The organism is Gardnerella sp. DNF01195, from assembly GCF_049244175.1.
In the GTDB taxonomy this organism is placed as follows: domain Bacteria; phylum Actinomycetota; class Actinomycetes; order Actinomycetales; family Bifidobacteriaceae; genus Bifidobacterium; species Bifidobacterium leopoldii.
Window position 1 is genome coordinate 49,187 of record NZ_CP058383.1, and the last position, 17,270, is coordinate 66,456.

General features: G+C 41.2%; 10 protein-coding genes and 1 tRNA gene. 6 read left to right on the forward strand and 5 right to left on the reverse strand.

What is annotated here, in order from left to right; translation table 11 throughout:
- Positions 1–121 precede the first annotated feature (121 nt).
- A tRNA-Gly gene (locus tag HXT43_RS00200) sits at positions 122–195 on the forward strand.
- Between the two features lie 67 nt (positions 196–262).
- On the opposite strand, the gene HXT43_RS00205 is transcribed toward HXT43_RS00200, so the two are convergent.
- Together HXT43_RS00205 and HXT43_RS00210 are read right to left on the reverse strand one after the other, a co-directional pair.
- Positions 263–3,307, reverse strand: a complete 3,045-nt coding sequence (locus HXT43_RS00205) for a Rib/alpha-like domain-containing protein (RefSeq protein ID WP_174143499.1) — start codon at positions 3,305–3,307, stop codon at positions 263–265.
- 345 nt (positions 3,308–3,652) lie between these two features.
- The gene (locus HXT43_RS00210; protein ID WP_410295147.1) at positions 3,653–4,831 is read right to left on the reverse strand and encodes a lipase family protein; all 1,179 of its coding nucleotides are present in this window, start codon (positions 4,829–4,831) and stop codon (positions 3,653–3,655) included.
- Positions 4,832–5,183: 352 nt separating this feature from the next.
- Here HXT43_RS00210 and ahpC point away from each other — a divergent pair, with 352 nt between their 5' ends.
- The 3 genes from ahpC to HXT43_RS00225 all read left to right on the forward strand — a co-directional run bounded on the left by ahpC (position 5,184) and on the right by HXT43_RS00225 (position 8,491).
- Complete coding sequence (ahpC, locus tag HXT43_RS00215) at positions 5,184–5,747, forward strand: alkyl hydroperoxide reductase subunit C (RefSeq protein ID WP_004119771.1); 564 nt, start codon at positions 5,184–5,186, stop codon at positions 5,745–5,747.
- Positions 5,748–5,873: 126 nt separating this feature from the next.
- Positions 5,874–7,547 (forward strand): alkyl hydroperoxide reductase subunit F, encoded by a 1,674-nt coding sequence (gene ahpF / locus HXT43_RS00220; RefSeq protein ID WP_410299521.1) that lies wholly within the window; start codon positions 5,874–5,876, stop codon positions 7,545–7,547.
- A 41-nt stretch (positions 7,548–7,588) separates the two neighbouring features.
- Positions 7,589–8,491, forward strand: coding sequence for a LysR substrate-binding domain-containing protein (locus tag HXT43_RS00225; protein ID WP_004106155.1), 903 nt, complete (start codon positions 7,589–7,591; stop codon positions 8,489–8,491).
- A 149-nt stretch (positions 8,492–8,640) separates the two neighbouring features.
- On the opposite strand, the gene trpB is transcribed toward HXT43_RS00225, so the two are convergent.
- From trpB to HXT43_RS00240, 3 genes are all read right to left on the reverse strand, one after another.
- A complete protein-coding gene (gene trpB, locus HXT43_RS00230) occupies positions 8,641–9,834 on the reverse strand; it encodes a tryptophan synthase subunit beta (RefSeq protein ID WP_004106157.1) in 1,194 nt (397 codons plus the stop codon).
- Positions 9,835–10,405: 571 nt separating this feature from the next.
- Entirely contained in the window at positions 10,406–10,987 is a 582-nt protein-coding gene (gene dcd / locus HXT43_RS00235; RefSeq protein ID WP_064340247.1) for a dCTP deaminase, read from the reverse strand.
- 299 nt (positions 10,988–11,286) lie between these two features.
- A complete protein-coding gene (locus tag HXT43_RS00240) occupies positions 11,287–14,277 on the reverse strand; it encodes a cation-translocating P-type ATPase (protein WP_174143500.1) in 2,991 nt (996 codons plus the stop codon).
- Between the two features lie 228 nt (positions 14,278–14,505).
- Here HXT43_RS00240 and rlmB point away from each other — a divergent pair, with 228 nt between their 5' ends.
- Both rlmB and HXT43_RS00250 read left to right on the forward strand, forming a co-directional pair.
- Positions 14,506–15,504, forward strand: coding sequence for a 23S rRNA (guanosine(2251)-2'-O)-methyltransferase RlmB (rlmB, locus tag HXT43_RS00245; RefSeq protein ID WP_004106172.1), 999 nt, complete (start codon positions 14,506–14,508; stop codon positions 15,502–15,504).
- The gene (locus HXT43_RS00250; protein WP_101885805.1) at positions 15,501–17,264 is read left to right on the forward strand and encodes a hypothetical protein; all 1,764 of its coding nucleotides are present in this window, start codon (positions 15,501–15,503) and stop codon (positions 17,262–17,264) included. The genes rlmB and HXT43_RS00250 overlap by 4 nt, the downstream gene beginning before the upstream one ends.
- Positions 17,265–17,270: the final 6 nt, after the last annotated feature.

Consider the following 17,270-nt stretch of genomic DNA (forward strand, 5'->3'; position numbering starts at 1 on the left):
TTGTTGAACTTGCTTGTCTTGTTTATTGAGTTCATAAACTGATTCCTAAATATTGAAGCGGTAAGCTGTGCATGATACCCTTAGATGGTTGTTGAAACTAGTTTGCTTTTAGTTACAGCATGCGGATGTAGTTTATCGGTAGAATGGAAGCTTCCCAAGCTTCAGAGGCGGGTTCGACTCCCGTCATCCGCTCCATTCAGATTGTAAAATTGTATAAGTTGTAGTTTTTGTACATTGGATGTATAAAAACTACAACTTACGCTTAGTTAAACTTTCTTTTTCTTGCAATTGTCACAATTGTGCTAGCAAACAGCATCAATGCAACGCTAAGTACAATTGGAATTATTTGTATTCCAGTACGAGGGAGTGCATTATTGGCTATTGTGGATTGTTTGTGTAAATGGGGGTCTTTCTTTACTAAAGTATTCGTCCACGCAACTTGTTTACCGTTTTCGTCAATAAGGACAATCGTATGATTGCCTTTATAGTCTTCCGGGATAACTACGTCGAATACAATCCTGCCATATTCATTAATGTGAACTGTTACATATTTCATTCCATTTGCGCTATAAAGAAGTTTAGGGTTGGAATATATGTAGGCATAAGCTTTTACTGCTTTTTCTAGTTGTAATCTGCGCATGAATTCTGATGTTGCATTTACTGTAACAGTGATATGGTTATTTTTTCCCGCATAAGCAATGTTATTATTCCCGACGGTGAGAGTGTTGCACAACGCTGGAAGTAAATCTGCAATACTCTTTGGTGCTGATGGAATCTGTTGCTGTAATGTGTGTGATTCTGAGTTTGCGTTAAGCTCTATGTGGTTTTCGCGCATAGAATCGTTACTAACTGCAGGAGTTTGTAGAGTTTTGGAAGGATGCGTTGGTCCGGGAAATCCCATGCTTGGAATTTCCTTATGGTCTTGATCGAACTTATTAGTCTGTGGGGTTGTGCTATTTGCAGACTTATCAGGTTCGCCATTGCTAGAGTGCTCACTGTTGCCAGAATGAGATTCTGGTGTTGGTGGAACAGGTTGTGGCTCTGGTTTAGGCGCAGGTTTTGGCGGAACGGGTGTTGGATTCACTGGGTTTGGTTTCGGCTGCAGAGGCACTGCAGGTTGTTGATCAGGCGTCGGTGTCGGCGTAGGCGAAGGCGTTGGTTCCGGTGTTGGTGGAACAGGTGTCGGAGGTACGGGAGTTGGTGTTGGAGCTGGTGTCGCTGGTGTTAGCTCGGTCCATGGTGTTGATTTCTTTGCAGGAATTAACTCGGCCCACGTAATACTCTTTTTAGCTGGGTTTAGTGGTGTTGCTGGAATGATTTCTACAACGTGAGCTTTAAGAGTTACTTTCTGTTTTGCTTTGTTTGCAAAGGTTATTTCTACGATAAATGTTGTTTCTCCAGTGTTTGTTGTGTTTGGTTGTTTTACAACTTGTACTGTGCTGTTTTCTGGTAAGTTTTTTAAGTATGGTTTGAAGTCGAAATTATCGGGGATTTTATTGTCTTTTTTGACTTCTATTTTCTTGCCAGGTTCAGCAGTAACATTTGGAATCGGAGTAATGGTTTTGCCTGGTATGAGTTTTTTAGCTGGGTTTAGTGGTGTTGCTGGAATGATTTCTACAACGTGAGCTTTAAGAGTTACTTTCTGTTTTGCTTTGTTTGCAAAGGTTATTTCTACGATAAATGTTGTTTCTCCAGTGTTTGTTGTGTTTGGTTGTTTTACAACTTGTACTGTGCTGTTTTCTGGTAAGTTTTTTAAGTATGGTTTGAAGTCGAAATTATCGGGGATTTTATTGTCTTTTTTGACTTCTATTTTCTTGCCAGGTTCAGCAGTAACATTTGGAAGTTCCTCGATATTAGCCAATCGCTTATGAATAATTATTGGAACTATAATAGTTTTTACTGAATTATCAGATAATGCAAGTAATATTTTACCTTCGTATTTTCCACTTTTAGAAGTGTTAATAGAAGTTTTATCTGTAATATCTGTAATGGTAGATCCTTGCGGTCTGTCTGATGCATTAAGAAGATAATCTGTTACTTTTGGTAACTTATCGTTTTCAAAAATGTCTATGTTTTCAATTTTAGGTTCGAAAGATTGTTCGTCAGTTTTAATAACTGGTTCGTTAACTAATCCGTCGAGTGCAGCAATTTTGCGACCGGTTCCTTCAATTTTATTGCGTTCGCCAACTGTGAATCCTTCGAAACTATCCATTCTAGGCTCAAAGTAACTACGAGATCCGTGACCTTCTCCAGATCTTCCTATGCTTATTGCGCCGTTAAGGTTTCCTATTGGTCCTATTACTTTATCATTATCAACCTTGTAATGAACAGCATAACCCTCTTTTGTTAATTGATCGCCAAAATCAGATGTTTCCCAAAGCCATTTGTTGAATATATTACCTTTGATCCTCGGAGCGTTAAAAGTATAGGCCTTTGTAATCCATTGGTAATTTTTTTGTTTAGCGTAAATTAAAGCACGTTGAGATAAATAACCTCCGAGAGAATGCCCTGTTATATATAAATTAGTAGCAAGTTTTTCTCTATTGATTTTATCCATCACATTGTTTACATCTAAAGCTTGGCTCGGGTTTAATCCAATTGCTAGTTTAATGTCATTAGTAAAATCTCCGCCGCTTTCAGTTCCTCGGATTGCAAGAACTTGCACGCCGTTTTGCTCAATAAATGGGTATGCAGGATTTACATTTTCAAAAAGAATAGCATCAAATCCGCTTCCAAAGTGGTATGTTTCTTTGACTTTCCAGAATGGCGCAAGCTCGTTATGCATAAGCTTGTATTCGTTGCGATTTTTGTAAATTTTAGTGAGCGGTTTTGAGTAGTCAAGTACTTCTTTGACGTAGCTGTCTTCCCTATACACAAGCTCCATAAAAAGAGCCATGTCTCGGGGGCTAATATCCCACCTGCGAGGATTGTTATCGTTTTTGTCATCTAACCCGTCGCCGTCGGTGTCCTTAATAAGTGGATGCGAATTATATCCGTAATATGTGCGTCCGTTTTTTACGTAAGTGTAAAGCTCTTCGCTGTTCTTCAGACCGTCGCCATCGCTATCTTGATCTGGATCTAGCGCGGCTTTATGGTAAAGCAAAGAATCAATCTGATTATTTTCCAAACGAATTCGACCAGTAGAAATGTCGTGAGCAGTTTGTGCAGTCAAAGGAGTGTGAATTGGTGATGTTTCTTCTGCAACTGCGGTTGTTGCTAACGAAGGTACGTAAATCAGAGATGAAACAATCAAACCAAAAGCTAATACAATTCCACTAATTGTGTGAATGGTACTTACTTTTCTCATACTGCTATTCCTTACTTTTTGTACAGACTTCTACTTTATTTTGAAAATATTTTTGCGAGCAGCACAACAGATTTAGCTCAACGTGTTGATTTTATCAGATTTAACAACTTCATAAAATTGTATCTAGTTGAATCAGATAATTTTAATAAGTACCAAAAGTTAATACTTAAGCTTATGCGGTGTAATAGGAAAGAATTTCATTAGATTAATTGATATAGGAAAAGCGCTGAGCTACTTGGGATATTAATGAATCATCGGTAAATCAGCGCTTAGCTTATTGTTAATAAATTACACGAGGTAGCTATCTATTGCTGGTGCTAATTAGCAATCCTTAATTAGCAGTAATTAGAACGTGCGAACATCGTAGAAGTTGTTAAGTTCTTCCATCCAACGTCCAGTGCCAGAAATATCTCCTCTAGTACCTACGGTGAAACCTGGGAAATTGTTCATACGAGCCTCAAGATAGCTTCGAGAGCTATGTCCTTGCGCAGAATTGCCGACGCTTATAGCTCCAGCAAAATTGCCAACAGAACGAATAACCTTGTCGTTGTCTACTTTGTAATGAACAGCGTAACCTTCTCGAGTGAGCTTATTGCCAGTATTGGCGACGGTACGTAACCAACGGTTGAAAATATTTCCCCAAATTTGTGGTGAATTGAATGTGTAAATTTTCTTAATCCAGTTGTAGCCTTTGCCTTTAGCACGAATTAAAGCACGCTGTGCAAGATATCCTCCGAGGGAATGTCCGGTAATATACAAATTGCTAACAGTATTTTCGCGACCATAACGCTCAATCAACTGCTCAACATCTTTAGCTTGATCTGGGTTATGACCTACAGCTATTGCAAAATCATCATCGTAATCATTAAATTGGGAAGTTCCACGAATTGCTAGTACTTGAACAGTGCCTTGTTCTAAGAATGGGTATGGACTTACATTTTCAAACAAAACAGCATCAAATCCTCCCCTTTTGTGGTAGGTTTCTTTAACTTTCCAGAATGGTGCAAGCTCGTTGTGCATAAGGCGGTACTCATTGCGATTTTTGTAAATGTCGTGAAGCGGTTTAGTGTAATCGAGTACCTTATTTATGTAATTATCATCTCGATAAGAAAGTTCAGAGAATAAAGCCATATCGCGAGGACTAATATCCCACCTGCGAGGATTGCTGTCTTGATTATCTGGAATACCATCGCCGTCGGTATCGTTCATCATAGGGTGAGAATTGTACCCATAATAAGTCTTACCGTCTTTAGTGTAAGTGTAAATTTCCTGACTATTAGTTAAGCCGTCACCATCTAAATCAGCTTGCGGATCAAGAGGCTTCTTGTGATATAAAGACATATCCAAAGCGCCAGGTAAATCTAAGCCTATAGTTCCATTTGCGATTTGTTTAGCTGTTTCAGCAGTAAGTGGAGTTTTTGCATAATTATCTGCGGTTGTTGCCATTGCTGGCATTGCGAAAGCAGGTAGGCTCAAGAGCATGCATAGGCTAGTTAGGAACCCTGTTACTGCATTGCGTTTCATAGTATCCTCCCATATTTTGTTTAGTTTTGTAGTCAACAAATGTATAGGACGACTGTTTACGATTTGTAGCACCTCTTTGTTAACTACGTGCGTTATATAAATTAATTGAAATTTATTTTGCCACCACAATTGCTATTCTACACAATTCATCAATTGTATAGTCTACATAAACAAAAGTCCATACTTCTAAATAAATGTTGTTGCTCCTTTTTGTTTACTAAAATCATTGACGATGTGTATAAGAGCCATAGAAAACATCTATATAACTAGAATTATCAATAGCCATAATCTATTCTTAATAATGAAAATAAAAGCGCAACGAAGGCGCAAATGACCTATTTAGGAGAATGATATGAGTTTAATGAACACACATATTCTTCCATTCAAAGTAAATGGTTATAAGAATGGCGAATTTGTTGAAGTAAGCGATACTGATGTTCTTGGCAAATGGGCAATTTTCTTCTTCTATCCAGCTGATTTTTCATTCGTATGCCCAACTGAATTGGAAGATCTTGCAAACCACTATGAGGAATTGCAAAAGCTAGGCGTTGAAGTTTACTCAGTCTCTACGGATACACATTTTGTACACAAAGCATGGCATGACGATTCTGAAGCAATTGCAAAAGTAAAGTACACTATGTTGGGTGATCCTTCTGGAGCTCTTTCGCGTAATTTTGACGCTTGGAATCAAGAATCCGGTTTAGCTCACCGTGCTACGTTCCTCGTAGATCCGCAAGGTATGATTCAGTTCTTTGAGATGACCGCAGACGGAATTGGTCGTAACGCCGACGAGCTCCTTCGTAAAGTTAAAGCAGCACAGTATATTGCAGCGCACCCAGGCGAAGTTTGCCCAGCAAAATGGGAGCAGGGCGAAGAAACCTTGGAACCTTCTATCGATTTAGTCGGCAAAATCTGATTTTTGCAATTAAATATTAAAGAATCTTTTTAAAGAATATTCTCAATGCGTAGGGAGCTACGTTCATAGTTTCCTACGCATTCGCTTATTTTTACTTGTGACTAAAATTACCGAGGGAAGTAAATTATGTCTTTGTTGAATGCGTCATTAACTGCTCAGCTTTCAGAATTACTAAAAAAGATGGTATCTAAAATAGAAATCGTTTCTTACGTTGATAATTCTGAAACATCTCAAAAAGTTAAATCCTTACTGGAAGAAGTATCTCAGCAAAGTGACAAAATCAGTATTTCTGAAGTAAATAATAATGAAATTAGCAATGTAAAGCGTAAGCCAAGCTTTGAATTGCGTAGAAAACTAGATAATCCAATAAATGGAGAATCCACTGTATCGATTAGTTTTGCGGGATTGCCTTTAGGGCACGAATTCAGCTCTTTAGTACTAGCACTTCTACAAGTAAGTGGCTATGCGCCAAAAATTAGTGATGAGCAACGCGATGCAATACTAAAGCTTGGTTCACACAATGTGACAACATACATGTCGGTAACTTGCCTGAATTGCCCAGAAGTTGTGCAATCGCTTAACACCATTTCTATTATTAACCCTAAAGTTCAGCATACTGTAGTTGAAGGTAGCGCTTTCCGCGAAGAAGTAGATAAACTTGGTGTAATGAGCGTGCCAGCAGTTTTTGAAAATGGCAAACTTATTTCCTCCGGACGAGCAGGAATTGACGAACTTGTATCTGTGCTTGCATCACAAGAAAAATCTGTTGAGCAGGATGAGGATGGCAATAATGGTAATAGCGTTTCTTCGGCAAATGTTGCGCTCGCAGAAAAAATGAATTCGCAAAATCCATACGATATTGTTATTGTTGGCGGCGGTCCTGCTGCTTCTGCTGCCGCAATTTACACTGCTCGCAAGGGCTTGCGTACGGCTATGATTATGGATCATCGTGGCGGCCAGGTTGTAGAAACTGAAAGTATTGAAAATCATATTTCACAAACTCATACGACTGGTTCTCAACTAGCAGTAGATTTAACTAAGCATATTTCTCAATACGATATTGACGTATTTACTCCTGATTGGGCAGACTCGCTCGATTTATCTAAGGAACCATATGGGTTACATACTATTCATGCGCGTTCTGGCGGATCTTTGAAAGCGCGTGCAGTGATTATTGCAACTGGCGCGACTTGGCGTACGTTGGGCGTTCCTGGAGAAGATGAGTATAGGAATAGAGGCGTATCATTCTGTCCTCATTGCGACGGTCCACTTTTCAAAGATAAGAATGTTGTCGTTGTTGGCGGTGGAAATTCTGGTGTTGAAGCTGCTATTGATTTAGCAGGAGTTGCAAAACACGTTACTGTGATTGAGTTCATGGATGTGCTTAAAGCGGATCAAGTATTGCTTAATGCTTTGCATAAATTACCTAACACTGAAGTTATTACAAGTGCTGCAGTAAGCAGTATTGAAGGTAGTGGTAGTAAAGTTACTGCAATACGTTACATAGATCGCAATAAAGCAGACAATGATGAAAACGAAGAACATATTGTTGAAACCGATGGGGTTTTTGTGCAAATTGGTTTAGCTCCGAATACTCGTTGGCTTGCAAATAATATTTCTCTTAATAATCGAGGAGAAATTATTACGAATCGCGCTGGATGCACTGATACTCCGGGTGTTTTTGCTGCTGGAGATTGTTCAGACGAACCGTATAAGCAGATCGTTACAGCGTATGGTTCTGGAGCCAATGCTGCGTTATCTGCATTTGACTATCTTATCCGCAACCCGCAAAATAAATAATTTATAAAATTTATTATGCAATAAACAATGGGAGGCGTCTTATGAATATTAGAGCGTTAGAATATCTAATAGCTTTTGCACAAGAAGGAAGCTTTACCAAGGCGGCTGTTCGTATGCGCGTCTCTCAGCCTACTCTTTCAACGCAAATTAAAAAACTTGAAGAGACTTTAGACGTAGAACTTATTGAGCGCACTCCCGGGAAACAAATCTTAACTCCTGCTGGGAGGGAAGTGGTTTATTACGCTAAACGTATTCAGGCAGATATGTCACGTATTCGACAAGCTGCAAGACGTTCAGAAGATCCATGGTCATCTACAGTGGTTTTGGGTGTGTTCCCAACGTTAGGACCATACTTACTTCCAAGAATTATGCCTGCACTCAGGCGTTTAAAACCAAAACTTACTATTCGTTTTATAGAAGAAAAATCAGCGAAACTTATTGATTTGCTAGATAGTGGTCAAGTCGACGCAGTTATATTAAGCGAAAGTTTGAATGCGCCTTCAATAAAAGTGTGTCATGTTTTTGACGAAGATTTTCTTCTTGCGGCTTCTACAAATTCTTTGCTAGGCCACGAGAGTAAACCAATTGAACTTTCAGATTTGTCTACTCAGAAAGTGCTTTTATTAGAAGATGGGCACTGTATGCGTAGAAGCATGCTCGATGTATGCCAAAAAGTAGGTGCGAAACAATCAGAATTTAGGGCAACGTCGTTAGAAACTTTGCGATATATGGTTATAGGTAGCAAAGATGTGACATTATTGCCGCGTCTTGCAACTGTACCTCCAATTGTGCAACCAATTGGTTTGACGTTGCGTGAGTTTAAGAATCCTAAACCTTATCGATCGTTATATTTGAATTGGCGTGCAGCTTCTCCAGTAGACAAAATTATGGAAGAATTGTGCAAAATAATTAGTTCAGCATGTTCTGATTTGCATAAAAAATAAGTAGGATATTCTGTTTAAAAATGAAAATAGGCACTTCTGTTTGCTAAGTTAGCTACAGAAGTGCCGTATTCTTCTTCTCTTACTTTTCTTTTATTCTCACTTTATTTTGAGAGTTACTGCCTCGTTTTATTTGTTGCTAAATTAATGATTTATAATTCAATGCCAAGATAGCGTGCTACTTGATTCACATCCTTATCTCCACGGCCGGAAACTGTTACTAAAACAATGTCATCCTTACTCATCTTTGGAACCATCTTCATAGCTTGTGCTATTGCGTGTGAGCTTTCCAAAGCTGGGATGATTCCTTCGACTCTAGAAAGTGCGCGGAAAGCTTGAACTGCTTCATCATCAGTGATCGCGTAGTATTCTGCGCGACCAGAATCCTTTAAATATGAATGTTCTGGGCCGACTCCAGGATAATCTAATCCTGCAGAAATAGAGTAGGCTGGAAGCTCGTTACCGTCATCATCCATAAGAACATAAGTTTTCATGCCGTCCGTAATGCCAATTTTTCCATTCGTCATAGTAGCAGCATTTTGAGGAGTATCAGCACCTTTACCTGCGCCTTCAGCGCCAATCAATCGTACAGACGGATCATCAATATATGCTGCAAAAGAACCAATTGCATTAGAACCGCCACCAATGCAAGCAATTACAGCATTCGGTAATCTGCCTTCTTTTTCTAGGATCTGCCTTCTTGACTCTTTGCTAATAACGCTTTGAAAATCGCGAACCATTTGTGGATAAGGGTAAGGTCCCACTGCGGAACCAACGATGTAGAAGGTATCATCCAAGTGCTGTGCATAATCCATAAATGCTGCAGTTACAGCATCTTTTAAAGTTTTTGTGCCCTCTTGAACAGCATGAACTTTTGCACCGAGCAAAGTCATTCTAAAAACGTTAAGTTTTTGGCGTTCGCAATCAAGTGCGCCCATAAAAATTTCGCATTCCATGCCGAATCGTGCTGCTGCAGCAGCAGTGGCAACGCCATGCTGACCGGCTCCGGTTTCAGCGATAATGCGCTTTTTACCCATGCGCTGAGCGAGTAAAATTTGTCCGAGAACATTATTCATTTTGTGAGCGCCGAGATGGTTTAAATCTTCGCGCTTTAAATATACTTTTGCGCCGCCTAAATATTTTGTGAAAGATTCAGCATAGTATAAAGGTGTTTCGCGACCGTCGTAATCTTTTAATAATCCCGCCAATTCATTGCGGAACTCTGGATCGTCTTTGTATTGTAAGTAAGCTGCTGCTACTGCGTCGAGTGCTGGACGAATCATATCTGGTACGTACTGTCCGCCAAATTCACCGTAATACATGTTTTGTTCAACTGCGTTTACCATAATTTTGCCCTTCTTGTGAGTGCCGAGGAAATCGGCATTAGGTTTGTTATTTGTTGTGTTGATTATTTTGTAATTTTGAAGGGCGTGTGCTCAGATAATAAAAAAGCTGGATGGCAGCTTATATGCCATTCAGCTCAAATAATGTTGATGATGAATCCGGCATAGCCCCGTTGATTTGTTTAAAATCAGCAAGCCCACACCGATATGTGAACTCGCTTTTAACTACGCCAGCTGCGCCAGAAACGAGTATTCATGTTCATCAACCTCCAATCTTGTTGCACAAGTTTAGCCGTAGCTGTGACAATGTCAACCTTTTAGTGTTAATTCGGCGTTTCGTGCGGAAAAAATTTAACCCCGGCGTCTATGCGCCGGGGAAATAAAGGAGAGAAGAAAAGAATAATTTTTTAGGTGCTTTGCACCTGTCTTTTTGTCGACAATATTATATAACCACACTATTCTGAGCAGAACAGTAACGCTAACTGATAATTACCTGAGAATTATCTACTTTTCTTCTAAATCTTGCTATTTTAGGAATTAATTTTCTAAAAACGGAATCATTTTTCTAAAAATACTATTCGCTTAAATCAGCACGATAGAAATGTTCATACGAACGTGACGGAGTTGGACCGCGCTGACCTTGATAGTGTGATCCGTTAACAGCTGAACCGTATGGGTTTTTACATGGTGAGCTTAACTGGAAGAAGCACATTTGACCAATCTTCATGCCAGGCCAAAGTTTAACTGGCAAAGTGCTAACGTTTGAAAGCTCCAAAGTAATATGACCTTCGAAACCTGGATCAATGAAGCCAGCTGTGGAATGTGTCAAAATGCCAAGACGACCAAGCGAGCTTTTGCCTTCCAAACGTGCAGCAATAGTAGCGTCAAGTTTTACATACTCCCACGTAGCGCCGAGTGCGAACTCTCCAGGATGAAGAATCCATGGCTCGTCAGGAGCTACCTCGAACTGTTCTGTAAGTTCTCCCTGATTTTCTGCAGGATCAACATACGTGTAAGCATGATTGTTAAATAATCGGAAGAAACGGTCGAGGCGCACGTCAATTGACGCTGGCTGTACCATTTCCGGGGTCCACGGGGTCAAATCAATGTGACCCTCATCATGAGCTTTGAGAATGTCGCGATCAGACAACAGCATGACGTCAAATCTCCTTGCAATAAAGCTTATACATCAGCAACTTCATTGTTCGCACGAAATATTTATTGCTATTTTGCGCGAAAAATACAATACGCACAATTGTAGCGCGTGCCGCGGTCTGTGAGTATGATGCAAGCTATTTCCTGAAAACAAATAAATATTCATGAGCAATAAGCAAAAAATTTTATAGAAAATAAAAACACAAAACGCGGCACAGAGACGTAGGTTATGTAAGAAAACTACGTACTGTACCGCGTATTTATAAATCAGCTGATATTTTTTAGCTAATTGCTTGCTTTTTAAGCAACTGCAGTTAAGGATTTAGCCGCTTTACGCTTAGCAAGAAAACGCAAGAAGCACTTTCTAAGTTCGGAAGCAATTAACACAACCATTGAAAGACCGAGGCACTCGAACCATTCCGTTACGCTCAAAGGAACAGTGCCAAATGGCTCGTTCAAGAACGGTATGTAAATTACAGCCAACTGAAGCACAACAGAAACTGCTATAGCGCCCCAAAGCCAACGATTTGCAAATAAGCCTACAAATACGCTTTGTGAGTCTGAACGAGATGCTAACGCATTCAGCATTTGCGCAAACACAAGAATTGTGAAGCCCATTGTGCGAGCGTGAGTAAGCTGAGCAGCGTGATCCATAATTCCAACAGAACGGTCCGTAAAGAATCCGCCTGCCAAATGCATATCCATGCCAATTAACGTAATAGCAGCCATGATTATGCCGATAAATACAATATCTCCCCACATTCGTCGGTCAATAACGCTATCGGTAAGCTTTCGAGGCTTTCGATCCATTACGTCGTCAGTTTGCGGATCAACGCCCATCGCGAGTGCAGGAGCTGCATCCGTAAGCAAGTTAATCCACAAAAGCTGAGTTGCAAGCAAAGGCAAAGTAACTCCAACAGAGTTTGGCTGCGTAATTCCAAGTGCGCCAGCAAAAACTACGCCGCCGAAAACCGTACAAACTTCACCAACGTTAGAGCTGAGCAAGTATCGCAAGAATTTACGAATATTGTCGAAAATTCCGCGACCTTCGCGCACTGCTGCAACAATTGTAGAGAAGTTATCGTCAGCCAAAATCATCTTGGCAGACTCTTTAGTTACTTCTGTACCCGTAATGCCCATTGCTACGCCAATATCGGCAGATTTTACGGCTGGAGCATCGTTCACGCCATCGCCTGTCATCGCAACAATATTTCCTTGACGTTGAAGCGAAGAAACGATAGCTAACTTGTGCTCAGGAGCTACTCGCGCATACACGCTAGTTTTACTGATTGCTTCATCAAAAGCAATGTTGTCGTCGTCGCGTGAGAGCAACTCGTCAAGTTCGTCGCCTGTAAGCGCATGCTCATCTTTTCCAATAATTCCAAGATCTCGAGCAATACGCGTAGCCGTAAGAGGATGATCGCCTGTAATCATAACAGTGCGGATTCCAGCGCGATGAGCTTGAGCTACACTATCTCGAACTTCAATTCGCGGAGGATCAATAATTCCAACCATGCCGTTCCAAATCAAATCAGATTCTAGTACGTCACTTTGTTCTGCGACGTCCGCGATTTGACCTGCAGCGTTAGAAACCATGCCATCAACTTTTGAAAGACTATCGACTCCAAGCGGCCTATAAGCCATTCCAAGCGTGCGGTAGGCTTCTCCGGAAAGACGCTCAACAGTTGCTAAAATATCTTCGCGATCGCCGTCAGTAAGCGAACGCACGGCACCAGCTACTGCAATACGCGTGCAATAAGAAAGCAGCACGTCCGGAGCGCCCTTAGCACAAACAATCAGATTTCCAGAATCCGAACCATCTTTAACGACAACAGACATACGTTTGCGTTCAGAAGTAAAAGGTACTTCCGCAACTCGAGTCAAATGAGCGTAACGTTTGTCTGCCTTTGTTTTACGCGCTGCTACTACTAGCGAAACTTCTGTAGGGTCTCCCACAGGCTGCCAACTTTTAGTAGTTTCGTCATAGTGTAAATCGCCGTCGTTAGCTAAACATCCGGAGCCTAACGCGCCTAATACTTCTGTAGCAAGATTTTGCGGCACTGCTAAGTCAGCATCTACAGAACCAATTAATATCATACGACCTTCAGGCTTGTAACCGCTTCCTGTAAGCTGAACTTCGCCGCTAGGTGTTATTACGCGCTCAACAGTCATCTCGTTTCGAGTTAAAGTACCTGTTTTATCGGAGCAAATAACAGAAGCAGAACCAAGTGTTTCCACGGATGAAAGCTTTTTTACAACAGCATGATGCTTCACCATTCGTTGCACGCCAAGCGCAAGAACTACTGTCAAAATCGCAGCTAAACCTTCTGGAACAGCAGCAACAGCTAGGGAAACAGAAAGCAGCAGAGAATCAATAATATCTTGAATACTGTGGAAGCCTTCAATCAGCCACATGGAAGCAAGAACAACAGCCGCAATAATGCACACCGCAATTCCAAGAACTTTAGAAACGTGTACCATTTCTTTCTCGAGAGGTGTTGCTTCGTCATCTGATTTTGAAAGCATATCCGCGATTTTGCCAACTTGTGTGCGCATGCCTGTAGAGGTGACTACAGCGCGACCGGTTCCTTGCGTAACAGCAGTTCCGTTGAAAACCATATTTGTACGATCGCCTAAAGCTTTTGCAGACGAAAGTGTGTTTGGGCGTTTGCTTACTGCTACAGATTCGCCTGTAAGGCTTGCTTCTGCTACGCGTAAGGAGGCTGCTGCTATAAGTCGACCGTCTGCAGACACGGCATCGCCTTCGCCAAGCACTAAAATATCGCCTGGCACAACTTCTGCAGTATTAATGCGCACCACGCTACCATCGCGCAAAACTGAAGTTTGCGGAGCGCTCATTCTAGCTAAAGCTTCGACTGCTTCTTCTGCCCGCGACTCTTGAATGTAGCCAAGAACTGCATTTGCAATCAAAATAATGATAATTACGATTGAATCAAACGGCAGAATCTCTCCACCGCTGTTTCCTTTATGTTGTGCGCGCTCAACAAACCACGCGATTGCAGAAATAATAGTTGCTGCAATAAGCAAGTAAACGAGCGGATCTTTAAATTGATCAAGGAATCGTTTCCATGCTGGAATTTTAGGAGCAGCAGCAAGCGCATTCGGACCGAATTGATCAAGTCTTTTTGCGGCTTCCTCAGAGCTTAAACCGCATGAAATATCTACGTTAAGCGATTTAGCTACTTGTTGAACATCACACAATGATGGATCTTTGCTATTAGCTGAAGCGTCAGCCGTTTTATTGGATTGATCAAGAGCGTGATCAACCATATCTTCCCCCTTGGGAGTGCCGCGGAGTAGTCAATAATCGCAATGCTAACGCTATTTTTAGCGCTTCGTATTGTAACTATTGCGCGGTTGTGGAATATTGCAATAGTTTGCAACAATTAAGTACCGTTCTATTATGCCATACAACGCGCCGAGCTTAGAATCAGCAAATTTTGCCGACTCCAGAAAGCCATTAATAGCAATGCCTCGGGGGCATGTGAGAATAGGAGTATGACTACGAAAAAAGGACCGACCAAGGGGTCGGGTGGAAAACATCGCAATGCTTTACGCGGAAAAGGGCCTACTCCGAAGGCTGAAGATCGCGTGTATCACAAAGCTTATTTTGCTAAGAAGGCTGCTATTAAGCGCACGTTTGCGGATCCTCGTTTGGCTGCGCGTCGTCGCGTGGATAAGCTTGGTAGCGATTCAGACGAGTTGGTAATTGGTCGCAATGCTGCTTTAGAGGCTTTAAGAGTTGGAGTTCCAAGCACGCAATTGTATGTAGCTAATCGCATTGAGCACGACGATCGCACGCGCGAAATCGTGAAGTTAGCAGGCATGCAAGGTTTGCGTTTGCTTGAAGCAGATCGCCTTGAGATGGATCGTATTGCACATAGCACGAATCATCAGGGCATTATTTTGAAAGTTCAGCCTTACCAGTATCACTCTTTGCAAGAGTTAGTTGAACGCGCTGAAAAGAAGGCGCGCGCAATGGAAGCTGCTGATTCAGATTCTGCTCGCATTAATGCTCGACCATTGTTTATTGCTTTGGACGGCGTTACAGATCCTCAAAATTTGGGTGCTGTTATTCGTTCTGCAGCGGCTTTTGGTGCTAATGGCGTAATTTTGCCTGAGCGCAGAAGTGCTTCCGTAACTGCTGCCGCTTGGAAGGTTTCTGCCGGTGCTGCAGCTCATCTGCCGGTTGCTCGAGTTGTGAATTTAAATAAGGCAATTCAAAGTTTGCGTGAGCGCGGATGGTATGCAATTGGTCTTGATGGCGGAGGCGATAAGCTTGTTGGAGAAACTGGTTTTGAAACTGACCCGTTAGTTGTTGTGCTCGGTTCTGAAGGCAAGGGTATGAGTCGCCTTACACGAGAAGCGTGCGATGCTATTGCTGGAATCCCAATTTCTAGCGCGGTTGAATCTCTTAACGCTTCTGTTGCAGCAGGCATTAGTTTGTACGCTGTTGCTAATGCTCGTCGTTTGGCTGCGAAAACAGAACAACTATGAGCGAAAATACTACTGTGAATACAAATGCAGTTATTACAGATGCAACTGCAACTACGGATACGACTAAAACTTTAAATATTCCAAATAAACTATGGTCCGTAAAACATGCGCGCGCGATTATTTTTATTGCGTACATGGCTGTTGTTGTAGTAGTGATGTGCTTCCATGAGCCTTGGTTCGATGAAGCTCAAAGTTGGCTTATTGCACGCGATTCTTCGTTTGCTGATTTGTTAACTCTTCGCCCACATTATGAAGGCCATCCACCGCTTTGGACTTTGCTTCTTTCAATCCCTGCAAAAACAGGAGTGCCATACGAGATAGGTCTTAAAGGAGTGCAGCTTTTATGTACTGCGCTTTTGGGTGGCTGGCTTATTTTCCGCGCGCCTTTTAGTAAATTGGCTGTATTTTTGCTTCCATTTACGTATTTTTTGTGCTTCCAATATGGCGTTACCTCGCGTCCATATGCTCTTCTTTGCGCGGCTTTGTTTATGGTTGCACATTATTGGAAACAATCTGATTCTAAACCTTCTGATACTTGGAAACTCGCTTTAAGTCTTGTACTTTTATGTGCAATCAGCGCGTACGGTATTGCTTTATCGGCAGGTTTTGCTTTAGCTTGGATTTGGCGAGCTGCAAAATCTGCAGGAATTAAAAAAGCTTTTGCTGAAATATTCTCTAACATTAACAGATTAGTAAGCTGGATAATTCTTGCTTTAGTTGGAATTGCAAGCATTATTTGCATTTGGCCTGCTGCTAATGCTTTTGCATCACGTGAAACATTCGACGGAAATTCTCCTCTTACGCAATTCTTGTCGTTTATTTTCGTTATGCCATCAGAAAGTATGTTTACCCAATTTGCCGGCGATGTCTCTTTACGCAGACTTACACTAAGCGTACCGTCCGCGATTATTTGCGTTATTATTTCGATTTTAATATGGGCTTTCGCCGTAAGAATTGCTTATCGAAGGGGCATGCTTGTTTCTTTGATACTCCCTTACTTGACTTTTGCAGTAGTTGCTACGCAGTATTTCACTTTGCACCACGCAGGAATCGTTTTTGCATTCTTCGTAGCTCAACTTTGGATGTGCATTGCGCGTAAGTCACTGGAATCTAAAGATATGCCGACGATTATTTTTAGGTTATTCAAAGTTGTAAATAAAAATACAAATAAAGCTGAAAATAGCAACAGTAGATCTGCAAGTAAATCTGTTGGAAACAAAGTTATTGCTGGCATTATTACTGTTGTTTTATTGTCCCCAAGCTTGATTTGGAACGCGTATTCTTGCGTTAACGATATTCGATTCGACTATTCAGGTTCGCGCGCACTTGCGCAATTTATTAAGCAAAATCATGCTGAAAACATGCGATTCGTAACGTCTTGGCTGCATCAAGACGAAAAGACCGATAAACAAGGTAATGTTATTGTTCCTGAATTTGAAGATATTCATCAATATTCGTGGCAGCTTATTACAGCAAATCCTTATTTCTCAAAGAATCTTATTGATTGCAGCTATAAGAATAGCTCGTTTATTACAAATGAGCAGCCATCTCAAGAACAGGCATCAAATGAAAGGGATGCTTGCAAAGCAAAGAAAGAACCTAAATTCTTTGTCACAGAATCAGATAAGCCTTGGTATTATTTTGTGTATTTAAACTACAATATTGACCATTATACTGAGCGTACTATTGCTAAAACAAAATCATCTTGGAAAGCAGGGACCTCAGAAGGAAGAATTATTGTATACGAGCGTAAAAAATAATTAGCG

Excerpts from the sequence above, each read along its gene's own strand:
- HXT43_RS00205 (WP_174143499.1), bottom strand. The coding sequence starts at position 3,307 with ATGAGAAAAGTAAGTACCATTCACACAATTAGTGGAATTGTATTAGCT.
- HXT43_RS00210 (WP_410295147.1), bottom strand. The coding sequence starts at position 4,831 with ATGAAACGCAATGCAGTAACAGGGTTCCTAACTAGCCTATGCATGCTC.
- ahpC (WP_004119771.1), top strand. The coding sequence starts at position 5,184 with ATGAGTTTAATGAACACACATATTCTTCCATTCAAAGTAAATGGTTAT.
- ahpF (WP_410299521.1), top strand. The coding sequence starts at position 5,874 with ATGTCTTTGTTGAATGCGTCATTAACTGCTCAGCTTTCAGAATTACTA.
- HXT43_RS00225 (WP_004106155.1), top strand. The coding sequence starts at position 7,589 with ATGAATATTAGAGCGTTAGAATATCTAATAGCTTTTGCACAAGAAGGA.
- trpB (WP_004106157.1), bottom strand. The coding sequence starts at position 9,834 with ATGGTAAACGCAGTTGAACAAAACATGTATTACGGTGAATTTGGCGGA.
- dcd (WP_064340247.1), bottom strand. The coding sequence starts at position 10,987 with ATGCTGTTGTCTGATCGCGACATTCTCAAAGCTCATGATGAGGGTCAC.
- HXT43_RS00240 (WP_174143500.1), bottom strand. The coding sequence starts at position 14,277 with ATGGTTGATCACGCTCTTGATCAATCCAATAAAACGGCTGACGCTTCA.
- rlmB (WP_004106172.1), top strand. The coding sequence starts at position 14,506 with ATGACTACGAAAAAAGGACCGACCAAGGGGTCGGGTGGAAAACATCGC.
- HXT43_RS00250 (WP_101885805.1), top strand. The coding sequence starts at position 15,501 with ATGAGCGAAAATACTACTGTGAATACAAATGCAGTTATTACAGATGCA.